The 14,273-nt window shown below is 71.0% G+C and carries 19 protein-coding genes and 1 pseudogene; 3 read left to right on the top strand and 17 right to left on the bottom strand.

Going from position 1 to position 14,273, the window contains the following annotated elements; translation table 11 throughout:
* Window positions 1-18 precede the first annotated feature (18 nt).
* The 13 genes and pseudogenes from ACEXOX_RS44675 to ACEXOX_RS44615 all read right to left on the bottom strand — a co-directional run bounded on the left by ACEXOX_RS44675 (window position 19) and on the right by ACEXOX_RS44615 (window position 8,811).
* The gene (locus ACEXOX_RS44675; protein ID WP_406526854.1) at window positions 19-360 is read right to left on the bottom strand and encodes a hypothetical protein; all 342 of its coding nucleotides are present in this window, start codon (window positions 358-360) and stop codon (window positions 19-21) included.
* On the bottom strand, window positions 357-1,184 hold the full coding sequence (locus tag ACEXOX_RS44670; protein WP_406526853.1) for a hypothetical protein: 828 nt from the start codon (window positions 1,182-1,184) through the stop codon (window positions 357-359). The genes ACEXOX_RS44675 and ACEXOX_RS44670 overlap by 4 nt, the downstream gene beginning before the upstream one ends.
* The gene (locus tag ACEXOX_RS44665) at window positions 1,181-1,513 is read right to left on the bottom strand and encodes a hypothetical protein (RefSeq protein ID WP_406526852.1); all 333 of its coding nucleotides are present in this window, start codon (window positions 1,511-1,513) and stop codon (window positions 1,181-1,183) included. Before ACEXOX_RS44665 ends, ACEXOX_RS44670 begins: the two co-directional genes overlap by 4 nt.
* A 78-nt stretch (window positions 1,514-1,591) precedes the next feature.
* The gene (locus ACEXOX_RS44660; protein ID WP_406526851.1) at window positions 1,592-1,888 is read right to left on the bottom strand and encodes a hypothetical protein; all 297 of its coding nucleotides are present in this window, start codon (window positions 1,886-1,888) and stop codon (window positions 1,592-1,594) included.
* 5 nt (window positions 1,889-1,893) lie between these two features.
* Window positions 1,894-2,445: a major capsid protein gene (locus ACEXOX_RS44655; protein ID WP_406526850.1), complete on the bottom strand. Its 552-nt coding sequence runs from the start codon at window positions 2,443-2,445 to the stop codon at window positions 1,894-1,896.
* A pseudogene (locus ACEXOX_RS44650) lies at window positions 2,439-2,945 on the bottom strand (major capsid protein); the annotation flags it as partial. The pseudogene ACEXOX_RS44650 and the gene ACEXOX_RS44655, both read right to left, overlap by 7 nt.
* An 18-nt stretch (window positions 2,946-2,963) precedes the next feature.
* Entirely contained in the window at window positions 2,964-3,713 is a 750-nt protein-coding gene (locus ACEXOX_RS44645; protein ID WP_406526849.1) for a hypothetical protein, read from the bottom strand.
* Between the two features lie 115 nt (window positions 3,714-3,828).
* On the bottom strand, window positions 3,829-4,632 hold the full coding sequence (locus ACEXOX_RS44640) for a hypothetical protein (protein ID WP_406526848.1): 804 nt from the start codon (window positions 4,630-4,632) through the stop codon (window positions 3,829-3,831).
* 65 nt (window positions 4,633-4,697) lie between these two features.
* Window positions 4,698-5,840, bottom strand: coding sequence for a hypothetical protein (locus ACEXOX_RS44635; protein WP_406526847.1), 1,143 nt, complete (start codon window positions 5,838-5,840; stop codon window positions 4,698-4,700).
* Window positions 5,840-6,610 (bottom strand): hypothetical protein, encoded by a 771-nt coding sequence (locus ACEXOX_RS44630; protein ID WP_406526846.1) that lies wholly within the window; start codon window positions 6,608-6,610, stop codon window positions 5,840-5,842. Before ACEXOX_RS44630 ends, ACEXOX_RS44635 begins: the two co-directional genes overlap by 1 nt.
* Before the next feature lie 158 nt (window positions 6,611-6,768).
* Complete coding sequence (locus tag ACEXOX_RS44625) at window positions 6,769-7,938, bottom strand: terminase large subunit domain-containing protein (RefSeq protein ID WP_406526845.1); 1,170 nt, start codon at window positions 7,936-7,938, stop codon at window positions 6,769-6,771.
* On the bottom strand, window positions 7,935-8,303 hold the full coding sequence (locus ACEXOX_RS44620; RefSeq protein WP_406526844.1) for a hypothetical protein: 369 nt from the start codon (window positions 8,301-8,303) through the stop codon (window positions 7,935-7,937). Before ACEXOX_RS44620 ends, ACEXOX_RS44625 begins: the two co-directional genes overlap by 4 nt.
* Window positions 8,275-8,811, bottom strand: coding sequence for a hypothetical protein (locus ACEXOX_RS44615; protein ID WP_406526843.1), 537 nt, complete (start codon window positions 8,809-8,811; stop codon window positions 8,275-8,277). Before ACEXOX_RS44615 ends, ACEXOX_RS44620 begins: the two co-directional genes overlap by 29 nt.
* 122 nt (window positions 8,812-8,933) lie before the next feature.
* On the opposite strand from ACEXOX_RS44615, the gene ACEXOX_RS44610 reads away from it, so the two are divergent.
* The 3 genes from ACEXOX_RS44610 to ACEXOX_RS44600 all read left to right on the top strand — a co-directional run bounded on the left by ACEXOX_RS44610 (window position 8,934) and on the right by ACEXOX_RS44600 (window position 10,708).
* The gene (locus tag ACEXOX_RS44610) at window positions 8,934-9,626 is read left to right on the top strand and encodes a hypothetical protein (RefSeq protein ID WP_406526842.1); all 693 of its coding nucleotides are present in this window, start codon (window positions 8,934-8,936) and stop codon (window positions 9,624-9,626) included.
* Between the two features lie 398 nt (window positions 9,627-10,024).
* Window positions 10,025-10,240 (top strand): hypothetical protein, encoded by a 216-nt coding sequence (locus ACEXOX_RS44605; RefSeq protein ID WP_406526841.1) that lies wholly within the window; start codon window positions 10,025-10,027, stop codon window positions 10,238-10,240.
* A 141-nt stretch (window positions 10,241-10,381) separates the two neighbouring features.
* Window positions 10,382-10,708, top strand: a complete 327-nt coding sequence (locus ACEXOX_RS44600) for a DUF6233 domain-containing protein (protein WP_406526840.1) — start codon at window positions 10,382-10,384, stop codon at window positions 10,706-10,708.
* A 9-nt stretch (window positions 10,709-10,717) separates the two neighbouring features.
* Here ACEXOX_RS44600 and ACEXOX_RS44595 read toward each other — a convergent pair whose 3' ends face one another.
* The 4 genes from ACEXOX_RS44595 to ACEXOX_RS44580 are packed head-to-tail and all read right to left on the bottom strand — an operon-like array spanning window position 10,718 to window position 14,237.
* Window positions 10,718-11,380 carry a restriction endonuclease gene (locus ACEXOX_RS44595; RefSeq protein ID WP_406526839.1) on the bottom strand — a complete coding sequence of 221 codons (663 nt, stop codon included), beginning with the start codon at window positions 11,378-11,380 and terminating at the stop codon, window positions 10,718-10,720.
* A gap of 17 nt (window positions 11,381-11,397) precedes the next feature.
* A complete protein-coding gene (locus tag ACEXOX_RS44590; RefSeq protein ID WP_406526838.1) occupies window positions 11,398-11,937 on the bottom strand; it encodes a hypothetical protein in 540 nt (179 codons plus the stop codon).
* A 30-nt stretch (window positions 11,938-11,967) separates the two neighbouring features.
* Window positions 11,968-12,339 (bottom strand): hypothetical protein, encoded by a 372-nt coding sequence (locus ACEXOX_RS44585; protein WP_406526837.1) that lies wholly within the window; start codon window positions 12,337-12,339, stop codon window positions 11,968-11,970.
* The gene (locus ACEXOX_RS44580; RefSeq protein ID WP_406526836.1) at window positions 12,312-14,237 is read right to left on the bottom strand and encodes a hypothetical protein; all 1,926 of its coding nucleotides are present in this window, start codon (window positions 14,235-14,237) and stop codon (window positions 12,312-12,314) included. The genes ACEXOX_RS44585 and ACEXOX_RS44580 overlap by 28 nt, the downstream gene beginning before the upstream one ends.
* Window positions 14,238-14,273: the final 36 nt, after the last annotated feature.

The raw sequence follows: 14,273 nt of genomic DNA, 5'->3' as shown, positions 1-14,273 counted from the left end.
GTGCTGCCTGCGGGGGCATCACAGCAGGGCTCCGGCGTCGATTCGCATCAGGTGTTGTGCGAGGTAGTACTCGGCTCGGGCACCGCGCGTCCGCTCGGTGTCGCTGTCAGCGGCTGGGACATCGTGTCCCATCTGGCGTTCGGCGAGCGTCGTCCAGGCGTAGAAGTCGGCGAAGGTGACTGACTCGGAAGCCTTCTGCGCCTTCCACCGGGCGGCGCGGCGCCCCTGCTCCGGTAGCTGGTCCCACGTCTTGAAACGGCCGTCGTCCAGCGGGGAGCGGCCGTCTTGGATGTGGTGGTGGGCCAGCGTGAAGGCGTGCAGGGCGCGGGCCACGACTTCGAGGGCTTCAGGTGTGCTCATAGGGGCGCTCCGGAGTTGATGTTGGTGCGGCCGGTTAGGTCGATGCGAGGCAGGAACTCGCGCTGGCAGTTCGGGTGTGCCAGGGGATGAGCCAGGGCGTCGGCGACGGTGCGGACGGTGCGGTCGGCCCGATCGGAGTCGTCGTGCGTGGCCCATCCGCAGTCCGGGCCATCGCGGACCTCGAGGAACTGGATGCCGAGGTCGTCCAGCGCGGTGCGGGCGGCCCCGGCGTTCGCGGTGGACACGGTCTGCCAGGACAGGGCAGCGCTGGCCCAGGCGTGCACGGGGTGGCGGTGGTCACCGGCGTAGATGACGCGGTCCAGGGGATGGTCGGCGCGCAACTGGTCGGTGTCGAAGCCGCGGCCTCGGGCGGCGTCCAGGGCGGCGCGCAGGAAGGCGCGGGCCCGGCGGAGAGCTTCGCCGAGGCGGGAGATGAGGTCGACGTAGTACTGGGCCGCGAGCGTGGTGATGGCCTCTTGGTGGCGGCGGGTCCAGGTCCAGCGGCTGGTGGGCCGGTCGGCGTTGTCCAGCATCGTGAAGGCGCCTTCGCGGTAGGCGAGGGGCAGGTCGACGCTGGCCCAGCGTTCGGCGAAAGCGGTGACGGCCCGGTCGAAGGCGGCGAGCTGACGCTGGAAGACGGCGGTGGCGGCGCGGATGGCGGCACCACTGCCGCGGCCGGGCCGTACTGCGGTGAGTGCGGCGAGGAGGCGTTCCTGAGCGGTGGCAAGGATGCGCCAGGCTGCGGTGAGGCGTCCGGTGGCGTCCTGGATGAAGGCCAGGAGCCGGGCCCGGAGGGTCCGCCGGGTGCGGGTGGGCGTGGTCATCGGCGGGGCCGTTCGATGAGACGTACAACCGACCAGCCGAACCCGGATGGGTCGTCGGTGCTGGGTTCGTCCGGTGCGGGAGACCCGCCGCCCTCCAGATAGGCGATCTGCCGTTCGAGCGCCTTGATGTTCTCCGTGTACGCGACGGACACGACGGCGCTGACGCTGATGGAGGCGGGCTGTGCCAGCAGGTCGGCCTTGCGCTGGTAGAGCACCTCGAGGGCGACGGCGCGGGCACTGCCGAGGCGGGCGTAGCGGGTGTCGAGGTCGGCAGTGTCGGTGGCGGTGCCGAGCTGAGACAGCAGCCACTTCCGGGTCGCGTCGTCCACCGCAGGCTCCTCGGGTGTCGTGGTCGGGATGGGTGTGGGTGCGGGCCCTGGCGCGCCCCTGCCGGAGCCCGCACCGTGTCAGTCGCTGCTGCCCTCAGCTCCTGACGTCCGGCCCCGAGCCGGCCGGGTGGCCGCCGTCTTCTTCGCGGCGGCCGGCTTGTCGCCCGTCTCGTCCTTGGCGGAGTCGTCGGCGGGCTCGGTGGACTGCTCCTGGGCGGCTTTCTTGGCCGCGGCGGGGAGCTTGCCGTCCTCCCAGGCGTCGGGGTTGGTGACCAGGGCCGCCAGGCGCGGCTCCGGCTCCTCCCCCGCGTCCAGGAGGATGTCGCGGTGCTTGTCCGGGTCGCGGACCCAGGTGGCGCGGATCAGCTTCGCCATCACGATCAGCTCCCGGACAGGACAGTCGCGGAGATGTGGAAGTTGTTCACGTACAGCACCGGCATGGCGATGGCGTTGGCCGTGGTGGACAGCTGGACCGGGTTCTCCTTCTTCTCGATGGAGACGTAGATGCCCGGTTCCTGCGACGCCTCGATGCCGGGGTTCTCGCCGGGGTCGAGGTTGTCCTGCTCTGCGGTGATGCCGTACTGGGTCTCGGCCCACTGATTGGGGTTGGGCGGCACCATGGCCCACAGGCTTTCGGGGGTGACGCGGATGTACTTGTCGTCCTGCCAGACCTGCTCGTCGTAGATCTCGATCGGCGGCAGGTTCCAGCGGGCGCGCACCGCGTTGACGTCCGGCGGGGCGAGGGTGGCCGACGGCGTGGTCTCCGGGCTGGCGGAGTTGTAGAACGCCGAGCGGTACTCGATGTTCGAGGCGAGGACGGAGGCGGCACGCTCGGAGGTGATGACGCGGGCGGGCCGGGGGCGCCGACGCTCTTGAGGTAGCGGATCCAGGCCATCTCGTCGGTAAGCGGGGTGGCGGTGGGCTGGTCCCATGGCACGGCGGCGACCGGCTTGTTCGCCGTGGGCACGTTCCAGTCGACGTCCAGGCCGACACCGGGCAGGTCGACCAGGCCGGTGGCCAGGAGCTGGCCTGCCGCGATCTCCTGGGCGATCTTGACGGACATGAAGTGCCGGTCCAGGTCGTCGTACAGGGCGTCGATGAACTCCTGCTCGTCGGAGCCGCGCCGGGCCCGGTGCAGGATCAGGGAGAGTTCGCCCATCTCCAGCGTCTGGCCGACCGGGGGCAGCATGCCCTCGTTGACGACCCGCTCGGCCTGCCGCTTGGCCAGCGCGTGCGGAGCGTCGAAGGCCCGGAACTTGGCGGCGTTGACGCGCCGCTTGTTGGACTCGATGCGGAACTTCGGCCCGAAGATCTTCCGCTCCGGGATGACGCTGCGGGTCAGGGCGAAGGTGGGCGGGATTTCCTGGCCGTTGACGTAGGCGTTGATGTCCTCGGCGGTGACGTTCCGCAGGAGACGGTCAAGGATGCTCATGCTGATCGGTCTCCTCGGTTACCGGTAGTGGATGTTGACGCCGGGGCGGGTGCCGGCGACGTCCTTCGGGTCGAACGGGACCGGGCACTTGGCGGCGAAGACTTCGCCGAACCACAGCAGCGCGCCGGAGGTCTTGGCGGAGCCCGGGGCGAAGAGGGACTCGGTGGCGAGGAACCCGGCAAGCTTCTCGGTGCCGTCGGTGGCGGTCGCGGTGCCGCCGCCGGTGGTGGTGGTGACGGTGACGGCCGGGGAAGTGCCGCCGGTCAGGTTCGTGGCGGAGGCGGTCATCTGGGCGACGTTGTCGCCGAGGTACTGGCCCGCGAACGTGACGACGACGGGGGTGGCCGGGTGGGGACCGCCGGTGACGAGGACGTCCCCCGGGTTGATGTTGCTCAGGGCCTCGAGGGCGGCCTTGACCTGCGCGGCGGTCGCGTTGTAGGGGATGCTGGCGGTGGTCTGGCTGTTGAACGTCATCGTGTAGGTGCCGCCGGTCGGCGAGCCGGTGACGGTGACGGTCTGTGCTTCGGAGGTGGGCCCGGAGTACGGGGCGTACAGGCCGGTGGCGTCGATGAGGCCGAGCGGGATGCCGGACTTCAGGACGTTGCGGGGCTGCCACGGGGTGCCGGTCTCGTAGTGGACGCCGGCGACGAATTTGCTCAGGTCCAGGGTGATGGTGTTGGTGTCGTTGGTGCCGACCAGAGACGCGAGCCAGGGCCGGTCGGCCGTGGCGGTCTCGTTGAGCACGGTCATGGGCTGGAAGTCGTTCACTGCCCTCTCCTGGTGCAGGCGACGGATGTGTGGCGGCTCGGCACCTGCTGGTGCGCGTCCACGGGGAGAGGGCGTGGTCCCAGGTCGTGCAGGCGTTCAGGTCGTGCGGTGCGGGTCAGGCGTCGGAGCGGACCTTGCCGCGGCGGCGCAGCATCTCCAGGCCGCGTTCGCCGGGCTTGGGCTGGGAGGCGCCGGGCCGGGGCATCCCACCGGACGGAAGGCCGGTCGGTGCCGGAGGAGCGGCGCTCGGCGCGGGGGCGCTGTGCTGGGTTGCGCCGAAGAGGTTGGGCAGGCGGCCCTTCACCTTCTCGGCGGCCTCGGCGATGGTGGCCGGGTCGGCGTCCGGCTGGTCGCGCAGTTCCTGTTCGAGCAGGGCCAGGGCGTACTGCAGGTTGGGGCTGTCCTCGGTGTCGGCGGCGCCGAGGCGGGACAGGGCGCGCTCGCGGGTCAGCAGCCGCTTGTCGGCGGCTATGGCGGCGCGCTCCTGCTCGACCTGCTTCTTCTCTGCGGCGAGTTCGCGTTCGCGGCGTTCGGCTTCGCTGAGCTGGGCTTCCTGGGCCTGGCGCTGTTCGGTGATGAACTGGCGCAGCCCGTTGACGTCGTCGAAGCCGAGGTCGGAGGCGAGGGCCTGGCCGCCGGCGCGGCGCCCGGAGTCCTTCTCCCCGGCGAAGCGCTGGTCCAGCCAGGCCTGCGTGACGGCGAACTCGCCGTCGGGGAGGTTGGGGTCGGTGCGCGGCTTGGGCGGCTTGGAGGACTGGGGGCGGGGCATGTCGGCGGGGCTGGGCGCCGGGGCCTGGGGGGCGCCTGTGTTCTCGGCGGGTTCGGTGCCGCCGTCGGCGTAGAAGACATGGGGCGTCGGGGCGTAGGGGTGCGACCAGCCGGTGGCCGGGTGCGGGCGGTGCAGCGCGGGGCGGCGCATGGGGCGTAGTCCTCCCACAGGAGTTTGGTCAGGCCCCGCGCCTGCGATCAACGATGGCACAGTTCTCACTTCGTGTTGCCCCGGCCTTCCCCGGCCTGGCTGTCTTCGCTGGTCACAGCGCCGGTGGCGTCCTGTTCGCCGGTGTCCGGAGTGCCGGTGGCGGGCAGGACGACGGTGGGCGGTGTGGGGTCGGGCTCCAGGTCCTCGATGCCGAGGTACTTGGCGACCTCCTCCGTGCTGCCGGTGGCGTCCGCGAGGTCCTTGGCGTCGGCGAAGCGCCGCTTCTGGATGTTTTCGATCTCTTCGCCGATGTCGTCGATGGGGAAGCCGGCCTCGTCCAGCAGGCGGATGCCGGTCTCCAGGGACATCACGCCGTCGGTGACCGCGCCGCGGACCATTTCAAGGGTGGCGGCCTTGTCGGTGGGCTTGTAGGAGCCCCACACCAAGTGGGCGTCGAGGACGGGGCCGCTCCAGTCGGGGTGCTGGCCGGCCTGGAAGAGGCGTTGCACCATCTTGAACAGCAGCCGGTACTTGTGGTCGCGGGCCAGGTGCAGGGAGTCAATGAGCGGATCCATGGGTCCGTAGGACAGGGCGATGGAGAACCCGGAAGGGGCCTTGGTGGGGTCCAGGGTGCCCAGGGCGACGGCCGGCATCCGCGAGATCAGCGACATCCGGTCCCGCAGTTCCTCGGTCTTGTTGCGCAGCTCGGCGAGATTCCTGGAGGTGTCGACGGTGCTGAGGCTGCCGCCCTGCTCCATCTCGATCATCATGCCGGGGGTGGCGTGCAGGGCCCGCTCGGCCCGGTTGCGGCCGCTGCCGGGGCTGACGACTCCGATGATGGGTGATCCGGTCAGGGCGGAGGCCTGGGAGGAGTCGGTGTCGGTGCCCTGGATCTCGTCGAACAGCTGCATCAGGCGTGAGAGGGAGGACTCTCCCCAGTGCCCGTCCTCGGGGATGGTGTTGGGGGTGTGGATGACAGGGATGAAGTCCAGCTGGATGTCGAGGTGGTCGAGGACTTCCCCGGCTCCGCTTGTCAGGAAGGTGGCGTAGCGGTAGTCCAGGGTGTGGACGTCCTGGTCGGCTTTGATGTCGTCCAGGAGCCACTCGGCGTCGGTCAGGTAGCAGGTCAGGGTGGAGGGGGCGTCGTTCCACGGGTACTGGCGGCTGATGGTGCCGGCCTGCGGGTCATACAGGTCGCCGCCGGTCATCAGGGGGTGGTGCCGTCGGGGGCGAAGGCGGGCACCCGGACGGGCCGGCGCGGGTCGCTTTCGGTGTCGGAGACGGTGGCGGTGCCGATGGGGGCCAGTTCGTAGGTGATGCGCCGCAGCTTGGCCTTGGCGTCGGGGTCGCGGGGGTCGGCGTCGATGTCCCAGGCGAAGTGGATGCGGGTGGGGTAGTCGGCGCTGTCGCCTGCGTTGTCGGGCAGGTCGGGGAAGTAGAAGCCGGGGTCGACCACCGACAGGCGGGGGCGCTGCTTGGCGGCGTCCCAGCCCAGCAGGTAGACCCCGTCGCCTTCGCGGACGGTCTTGCGTTCGTTTTGCTGCAGGCGCAGAGCCAGCAGTTCGTCGACGGCCCACTGGCGCAGCCGCTCCTGTACGGCGGCGGCGTGGGCGGCTTCGGGGGCGGGGGTGGTGCCGTCGGCGGGTTCGGCGTCTTCGGCGCCGGCCACCGTGATGGTCTGCTCGGAGCCCAGCAGGTGGGAGACCAGGGCGTCGACGAGCATGGCGGGGTCGCCGAATTCGCGGCGTTCGCTGGCGTCGGTGCCGTCGTTGATGGCGGCGATCTGCCAGGCCTGGTTGTGGGCGTAGGCGGCGAAGAGGGTGTAGGCGGCCAGGCGGCGGCGGTCTTCGTCGGGGACCCAGCCGCGCATCGCGGCGGGGAAGATGTCCCGGTGGGGGCGCTGGTAGGCCGCATCGGCGTAGGCGCGCTTGTAGTTCAGCGGGCCCCACCGGTCGACGAGCAACTTGATCAGGCCCACGGGCCGCCCTCCTGGACGTGTTCGTCTGTCAGGCCCCGCGCCTTTCGATCAGCGTACGGGGGTGGGTGGGCGGTGTTGCCCCGGTCAGCGGCGGCCGGGCGGGGTGCGGCGCTGGTAGGTGCCGTACACGGTGCCGTCGTCGCCCTCGGCCAGTTCGGTCAGGGCGTGCACGGCGGCGTCCATGCGGTCCGGGGAGTCCATGCCGGGCATCCAGGTGACCATCTGGTCCTCCAGGCGTGTGAAGGCGCCGACGTGGTGGACGCGGTCCTGGGCGTAGAGCTGGGCGATGGGCTCGGCGCGCAGGCGTTTTCCTTTTTGGCGGTGACCGGGACGATGCGCGGCATGAGCATCCCGCGGGTCAGGCCGCGGCGGGTGAGGTCCTGCCAGGCCTGGGTGAGGACCTGGGCGGTCATGTCGCCGCCGAAGTTGGACTCCACCACGATTGCGTCGGCCTGCCAGGTGAGGGCCAGTTCGCAGGCGGTCAGGCCCCACTGGTCGGCGCCGAGGTTGTGCGACTGGTCCTCCAGGACGTAGTACTCCTCGCGGCGTTCGGGGCGGTCGTGCTGGGCGCCGTGCACGCTCTGGGCGGCGGCCGCGGCCGCGATGATGCCGACTTCGTCGTTGACGCTGCTGTCCCCGCCGGCCGGGTCGACGGCGACCACGACGCGGTGCAGGTCGATGCTGCGCAGCACGGCGGTGCTGATGCGGTTGGCGTCGATCCAGTGGCGGTCCCACACTCCGCCGGCCATGGGGCGCGGTTTCTGCTGGAACAGGGACCACCAAACGCGTTCGCCGACGGCGCGGCGGATCTTCTCCAGGGCGTTCAGGCCGTAGCGGGCGGGCCACAAGGGCTCTCCGATGCTCCGGCCGAGCGGGTCCTGGGGGTGATCGGCGACGGCGGGCAGGTCCAGGAGGGTCCAGTCGGCGGCGTCGTCCCCGGCCAGGATGCGTCCGGCGAGGTCGTCTTCGTGCCAGCGGGTCTGGATGACGATGATGGAGCCGCCGGGTTCGATGCGGGTCTGCAGGACGGAGGTCCACCATTCCCACAGGCGCCGGCGCATGGTCGGGGACTGGGCGTCCGCATCGTCCTTGATGGGGTCGTCCACGACGGCGAGATGGGCGCCCTTGCCGGTCAGACCGCCGCCGACGCCAGCGGTGACCAGGCCGCCTTCGAGGCGGTTGCCGGTCCGGTCGGCCAGGTCGAAGCGGTTGGCGGCCTTCGACCCGGCATGCAGGGCGATGCCGAGCTGGTCGCCGTAGGCGTTGATGGCGTCGCGGATCCACCGGCCGTGATCGTCGGCGAGGTCCGCGGAGTACGAGGCGATCATGACGCGACGTTCGGGATGCCGCGCCAGGAACCACAGGGGGCCCAGCGGGCGGCACGGCGGGACTTGCCGTGCCGCGGCGGCATGGTGATCAAGACTTTGCGGGGGACGCCGCGGGCGATGTCACGGAACACCTCGTCGATCAGGTCGAGATGCCGGGCCTGCATCTCCTTGCCGTCGGTCAGGACGGCGGCCATGGCGCCGGGTGAGCGGCGCAGCGCCATGGAGCGTTCCACGCTGGCCAGGACGGTGCGCAGTTCGGGGGTGGCGCTGTGGGTGATGGTGCGGCGCTGGGCCCGGTTCAGACGACGGTAGGCGGCGATCAGGTCGGTGTGGTCATCAGTTCTGGCCGGTGTGGCTGTCGTCATCGCTGTCCTCGGGGGTGTCTTCGGGGTCACCGTCGCCGGCCGCTCCGATGAGGCGGTGCAGTTCGGCGGCGGTGACGGGGCCGATGGGGACCGCTCCTCCATCGGGCCCGGACAGTTCGGCCTTGACGGGCATGTCGAGGCCGTTGAGTTTGGCGCGGCGATCCATCAGGCGCAGGACGGTGTCGACGGCCCGCATGTCCAGGGCGTGGTCGAGGACGTTGCCGTCCTTGTCGAAGACCGGGGAGGGCTGGGTGGCGCGGGGCCAGGCGGCTTCGAGGAGGGCGTCGAGGCGTTCGTTCTCCTGCTGCCGGTAGACCGAGACCTCGGCGGCTTCTTCGTCGCGGTGGGCTGCGAGGGCGCGGTTGAGGTCGCGGCGGGCGGCGGCGGGGCTGCTGTAGCCGAGGGTGAGGATCCGCTCGTCGTCGTAGCGGACTCCCTGGCGGCGTAGTTCGAGGAGCCGGGTGCGGCGGACGGTCGTCTCGTCTTGCTTGAGTTTGGATGCGGCCATGGCGGGGGCACTCCGTCTGGGCTGGTGCTGCTGTTGTCGGACAGGCCCCGCGCCTACCTGGATGATCCCTCGTTTTGGCGGGCGGCTTCCCCCGGTGAGGCACGGGTGCGATCCTCCCGGGCATGACATGGATGCATGGGGTGGGGTGTGCGGCTGCTGTGGTGGCTGCTGGTGTGCTGGTGGCGGGCTGTTCGGGTGGGGGCGGTGGTGAGAAGCCTGGGTCGGCGGAGACGACCGCGGGGGCAGCGGCGTCGAGTGCTGCGCCGAGCGCGCCGGAAACATCCTGGGAGGCGACGCTGGGCCAGTTCCCGGATACGCCGGCGGGGCGGCTGGACCGTACGGCGCAGGAGAAGGGCTGGACGGTGGACGGGCTGTATGCGTCGGCGTCGGCGTATGTGGCGGACATCTGCGAGTCGATGGGCGTGCAGGAGGGGTTCGGAACGGATCCGGGTGAGTGGCTGGCCACGGCGCAGGAGCCCAAGGGGGATGAGGAGGCGGTGTTGCGGGCGGGGATGCCGTCGATGTGCCCGAAGTGGTGGCCGGTGGCGAAGAAGGCGCTGGCGGGCGGGTTCGTGCGGTCGTACGGGGACGGCACGTACACGGTGAAGGCGAAGCCGCAGGGGGACGAGGAGATCGCTCCGGGCACGTACCGGGTGAAGGACGTGAAGGACTGCTACTGGGAGCGCACGTCGAAGGGCGGGGAGATCCTCGGCAACCAGTTCGCGACGGCCGCGCAGCAGATCACGGTGACGGTGCGCAGTACGGACGGGTCGTTCACGGCGCGGGGGTGCGGGCAGTGGCGGGCGGTGCAGTGACGAGGGGCGGCCCCGCCGCACGGGGGACGTGGTGGCGGGGCCGCGACCGCCGCGGCGTGGGCCGGGCGGCGGGCGCCCGTGCCTGGGGGTTCGCGCGGGCGCCGTATGGGGTGTGCACGGCCCGTTGGTCCTCGGCGCGGGGACACTAAGGTCCGCTGGGCCGTGCACTTCCTGATCGTGCACGAGGATCGGATGCTTGTCCGGGCCGTATTGCCCCGGTGCCCTGCCCAAGCCTGGAAAGGGGCCTGGGGTCCTAACTGTGACACCGGCCGCAAGGTACGGCCGCAGGCGGCATGATGATGGGGCGTGACCCAAGAACAGCCGGGGAGCCGGCACCCACAGATCCGTATTCACCGGTACGAGCAGGCCATCGCCATCAAATGGCCCGGCGAGGAGCGATGGTTCATGGCCTGGGGGACGGCGAGGCGACCGCCGAGTGGCGGGACAACCCGAACGACTCCCTCGGCTTCGACAGGCTCCGCTCAGACGATGAGTGGATGGATCCGGTGGCGGAGCACCGCAAGGACCTGACGCCCTGGACCGAGGCGATCCGGCGGGACGTGGCGTCGATCCAGCGGCTGCTCGGCAGCATGGAAGATCACCCCTGGGGCTGAGTGAGCTGGCGTCACCTCGTACCTTGCAGTCGGCGTCCCGGGTAGGACCGCGGGGCCAAAATGGGGCGGTCCCGTCGCACGGGGGAAGCGACGGGACCTGAACGCAGTGTGGCAGAAGCAGGAGCGTCCTATGCTCGCAGCATGAACGATCTGCCGCCGGATCTGACCCGTCTGCGCACTCTGGAGACCTGGCTCGAGCTGCAGCTCAAGGCCGTGCAGAAACGGATCGAGGCGATGGAGGAGCGGGAGCGCCTTCGGCCGGAGCCGGTCCGGGCGCCGCGGCCGGAGTGGCTGCTGGAGACGGAGCGGCTCGGCGGTACGAAGGGCGCTCCACTGCGGGTACACGAGGGCGGTTGTGCGCAGAGTAAGGGCAAGGAGATCACGCGGGAGCAGGCGGCGCAGTTCCTGACCGAGGGCATCGAGGCGTGCTTCGTGTGCCGGCCGGACAAGGCGCTGGGCATCGCCTGACGGCTGGGGTCAGTTCCAGGGGGCGGGTCCGCCGTTGGCCCACGTGGCGAGCGCCGGGCCGTCGATGAGGCGGATCGGCTGGGTGAGGCAGGCGTTGGCGCTGATTGCGTCGCGGGTGTAGCCGGATGTGGTGACGATGGCGGCGAGCTGGCAGCGGTGGTAGTCCCGGTAGGTGCCGTTCACCTGGTAGACGGCGTCGGCGGGGACGCGGTTGCGGGGGCTGTAGCGCTTGCACTGGATCGCGATGCGGTGCCCGGTGACGAGGGTGACCAGGACGTCCAGGGCCCGGTCGTTGGCGCCGCCTTCGACGGTGGCGGAGTGGACGTGGGGGTCGCGGCGGGCGAGGTCGGCGATGGCGTGCTCGAAGGCGGTGCCGTCCATGCGCTGGTAGTGGGCGAGGGTGCGGTCGTGGCGGCGCTGGCGGGGCAGGGTGACGCGGATCCGTCCGTTGAGTCGCGGGGCGTGTCCGCTGCGGGCGCGGACGGCGTAGGTGATGCCCGCCGCGGCGAGCAGGACCGTGGCGATGGCGGTCTGGACGGGCCAGGACTTGGCGACGAGGTAGAGGGCGAGCGGTGCGCCGATCAGCCAGCCCCAGGGGATGCGTACGGTGCGGGGCCGTCGGGCGGTGCGGTGGTGGCGGGTGCGGGTTCGGCGGCGTACGGATGCGGTCATGGTCCCCCTGGTCTGGGTCAGTGGTGTCGGCGAGTGTTGGTGGTCTTGGCGATCAGACCCTTGGTGTTCTGGGTGAGGTGCGTGGTGTTCTGCACGACGGTGCCCTCGTAGTGGTCGTGCTGCTCGGTGTGCACGCCGCGGAAGCAGCGCACGGCGACGGCAACGGCGAGGACCAGGGCCACGGGCGCGGCCCCGCCGATGGCGAGGGGGACGGGGTCGGCCTGGCCCAGCACCCACAGCACAAGCGAGCTGGCCGCACCGAGGGGCAGGGAGGCGATGCCGCCGGCGAGCATCAGGCCGGAGGCGTCGGTGGCTTTCTGGCTCATGGGCGGCCTGCCGGGCTGCGGTACGGGCGGGGTGGTGCCGATGGCGGGCAGGGGTGTGGTGTCCCGGTAGGACGTGGGGATGGCCGGGGCCTGCTCGGCGGCGAGGGTGGTGTGGGCTTCGCTCATGGCGGCGTTGACGGCGTCCAGCAGGGCGCGGGCGGTTTCGTCGACGTGGGCCTGCCCGGCCTTGTCGGCGGTGGGCGGCTGGGTGGGGTCGGGCAGGGGAGTCACGGGGCGGGTTCTCCTTGGTAGGGGTGGGGGTCAGTTGGGGTTGATCTGGTAGGTGCCTCGGCGCAGGGCGATGAGGCGTTCGGCTTGGTGGAGTTCGCCGACGGCGTTGTTGACGCTGGCGGGCGACACGCCGTCCAGGGCGCGGCGGATGTCGCGGATGGCCCAGGGCTGGCCGTCGGCGAGGAGGTCGAGGATGCGGTCCTTGATGGTGCCGCTGGACGGCGCGTCGTCGTCTTCGTCGTCGTCCAGAAGGGCGGTCTGTCCGTCCGTGACGCCCTGGACGGCTTCGCCGCTGTCTTCGCCTGCGAGGAGGGCCTCGGCGAATGCCAGCCACCGTGCATAGGACTGCTGAAAGACGGCGTCCTCCTCCGGAGTCAGGCGCGGGATGGGGCGAGACTCCATGAGGGCGATGAGGCCGGGGTAGGTCTTGTTCTCTTTGCGGGCGAACCAGGTCCGGCCGAGGAAGACGCTGCCACTCTGGATGATGTTGGCCATGCCCGCGGTGCTGGGCCCCTTCTTGACCTGCTTGCCGTGGAAGGCCGCGTCGATGTCGCTGCCGGAGCCGACCTTGAAGTGGCGGGCGATGGGTTCCGGGAGGACGCCGGGGGCAAGACGCCGTCCGACGCCATGTGCTGGGTGGTGCTGGAGTTGGTGCGCCCGAGCCAGACGGTGCCGTTCTTGGCGTTGGCGCGGATGCGGTCCTTGTCACCGAGGTCGGCGAGGTGGATGGACTGGGCGGCGAAGCGGATGCCCTTGCCGAGCTTGCGGCCGGTGGACTGGTTGTCGCCGACGAGGCCGGTGACCCACTTGCGGAAGGGCTTGGGCACGGTGGCGTCTGCGGACAGGATGCGGTTCAGCTCGTCGAGGGTGTCGTTGGTGATGCGCCAGGGCTTGCCCGGTTCGAAGGAGCCCCAGCCGTTGGCGGCGCTGACCTTCTCCCGGTATTTGCCCAGGTCGTTGGATGCGGCCAGGGTGGCGGCTGTCGCGGCGATGCCTTTGCCGAAGTGGTAGATGCGGCCGTCGGCTTCCGGGATGGACATGCCGTCTTGGGCGTCGGCGGCGATGGAGACGATGCCATTGATGCGTTCGGCGGCCAGGATCGTCAGCAGGGTGACGGACTTGCCGGCGCCGGGGGCGCCGACCATGAGGTCGGTGACAGCTCCGATCTCGGGGTCGTACAGAGGGATGCGTGCTTCACGGCCGTCGGGGCGCAGGCCGATGGCGATGGTGCCGTCGGCGTCCATGGTGAGGTCTTCAAGTGTGGCTTCGCGGACGGTCTGGAGCGGATGGTTCTTGTAGATGGAGACGAGGCCGTCGGCAAGCCCATCGGTTTCGATCATCACGAGGCTGGGGTCCTTGTAGTCGAGGGAGCGGGCGATCTGCTTCTGGTTGAGCTGGATGAACTGTTCGTCGGGTGCGGTGACGCGCAGGGCGATGCGGTTGGGTTCGCGCCGGTATCCGGCAAGGTTCATGCCGGCGGCGCCGCCGTTCGGGCGGGCGATCTTTTCGTTCCACAGGCGCACCATCGGGTCGGCGCTGTGCTGCTCGAGGGCATCCAGGGTGGGGCGGGCGGTCAGGAGTTTGCGGCCGGGGCCGGAGCCCTGGATGAGGGAGAGGGTGACGGTGCCGGGCGGCAGGTCGAAGACCGCGGCGAGGGTGGTGGCGTTGAGGTCGGGGACAGCGTCGCCGGCTTCGGCGATGACGATGCCCCAGAAGTCCGGAACCAGCTGGCCGTCCGGGTCTTCGTACTGGGTGACGCTGGTCAGGCGGGTGGTGCCGGTGGCTTTGGCGGTTTCCCACTGGTGGGCGCGGTAGGCGGGGTAGCTGTCCGGTACCGGGGTCTGGTTCTGGGCCGGTGAGGGGGCGGGCGGGGGGACGTCCAGGACGAAGTGCTCGGGGGTGAGGCGGGCGGAGTGCGTGAGCGGGGTCGTGGCGGCCATGGCGGCGCCCCAGGCGGGGGCCAGGAGCCACTCCCACCACGGGCCGCCGGGGGTGAGGAGAGGGGTGAGGTAGGCGCCGGCGCCGGCGAGGAGGGGCAGGGCGCGCTGGGCGGCCTGGAGGAAGCTCCAGCCGCGGGGTTCGGTGTCCCACTGGCGCCACAGCCACCGGGTGGTGAGCAGGCCGAGGGCAGCGGCTCCGACGTGGGCGGGCCAGAAGTCGGTGTGCGGGCCGAGGGCCAGGCCGAGGGCGGCGGCGCCGTAGGTGAGGCGTTCGAGGCGCTTGCGGCGGCGGATGCTGTGCGCGGGCACGGGCCGCGGCGCTGCCGGGAGGGCGGTCAGGGGCTGGTCGACGAGGGCCACGGCGCGGCGTGTCCTTTCTGGTCAGGGGCGGGGGCT

It is taken from the genome of Streptomyces sp. Ac-502 (assembly GCF_045222935.1).
GTDB lineage: Bacteria > Actinomycetota > Actinomycetes > Streptomycetales > Streptomycetaceae > Streptomyces > Streptomyces monomycini.
Note: the sequence above shows the minus strand (reverse complement) of the source record. Positions and strands in the feature narration are given on the sequence as shown.

Coding starts and splice junctions, on each gene's coding strand:
- ACEXOX_RS44675 (WP_406526854.1), bottom strand. CDS start 360: ATGAGCACACCTGAAGCCCTCGAAGTCGTGGCCCGCGCCCTGCACGCC.
- ACEXOX_RS44670 (WP_406526853.1), bottom strand. CDS start 1,184: ATGACCACGCCCACCCGCACCCGGCGGACCCTCCGGGCCCGGCTCCTG.
- ACEXOX_RS44660 (WP_406526851.1), bottom strand. CDS start 1,888: ATGGCGAAGCTGATCCGCGCCACCTGGGTCCGCGACCCGGACAAGCAC.
- ACEXOX_RS44655 (WP_406526850.1), bottom strand. CDS start 2,445: ATGGGACCAGCCCACCGCCACCCCGCTTACCGACGAGATGGCCTGGAT.
- ACEXOX_RS44640 (WP_406526848.1), bottom strand. CDS start 4,632: ATGCGCCGCCCCGCGCTGCACCGCCCGCACCCGGCCACCGGCTGGTCG.
- ACEXOX_RS44635 (WP_406526847.1), bottom strand. CDS start 5,840: ATGACCGGCGGCGACCTGTATGACCCGCAGGCCGGCACCATCAGCCGC.
- ACEXOX_RS44625 (WP_406526845.1), bottom strand. CDS start 7,938: ATGATCGCCTCGTACTCCGCGGACCTCGCCGACGATCACGGCCGGTGG.
- ACEXOX_RS44620 (WP_406526844.1), bottom strand. CDS start 8,303: ATGACGACAGCCACACCGGCCAGAACTGATGACCACACCGACCTGATC.
- ACEXOX_RS44615 (WP_406526843.1), bottom strand. CDS start 8,811: ATGGCCGCATCCAAACTCAAGCAAGACGAGACGACCGTCCGCCGCACC.
- ACEXOX_RS44610 (WP_406526842.1), top strand. CDS start 8,934: ATGACATGGATGCATGGGGTGGGGTGTGCGGCTGCTGTGGTGGCTGCT.
- ACEXOX_RS44605 (WP_406526841.1), top strand. CDS start 10,025: ATGGTTCATGGCCTGGGGGACGGCGAGGCGACCGCCGAGTGGCGGGAC.
- ACEXOX_RS44600 (WP_406526840.1), top strand. CDS start 10,382: ATGAACGATCTGCCGCCGGATCTGACCCGTCTGCGCACTCTGGAGACC.
- ACEXOX_RS44595 (WP_406526839.1), bottom strand. CDS start 11,380: ATGACCGCATCCGTACGCCGCCGAACCCGCACCCGCCACCACCGCACC.
- ACEXOX_RS44585 (WP_406526837.1), bottom strand. CDS start 12,339: ATGGAGTCTCGCCCCATCCCGCGCCTGACTCCGGAGGAGGACGCCGTC.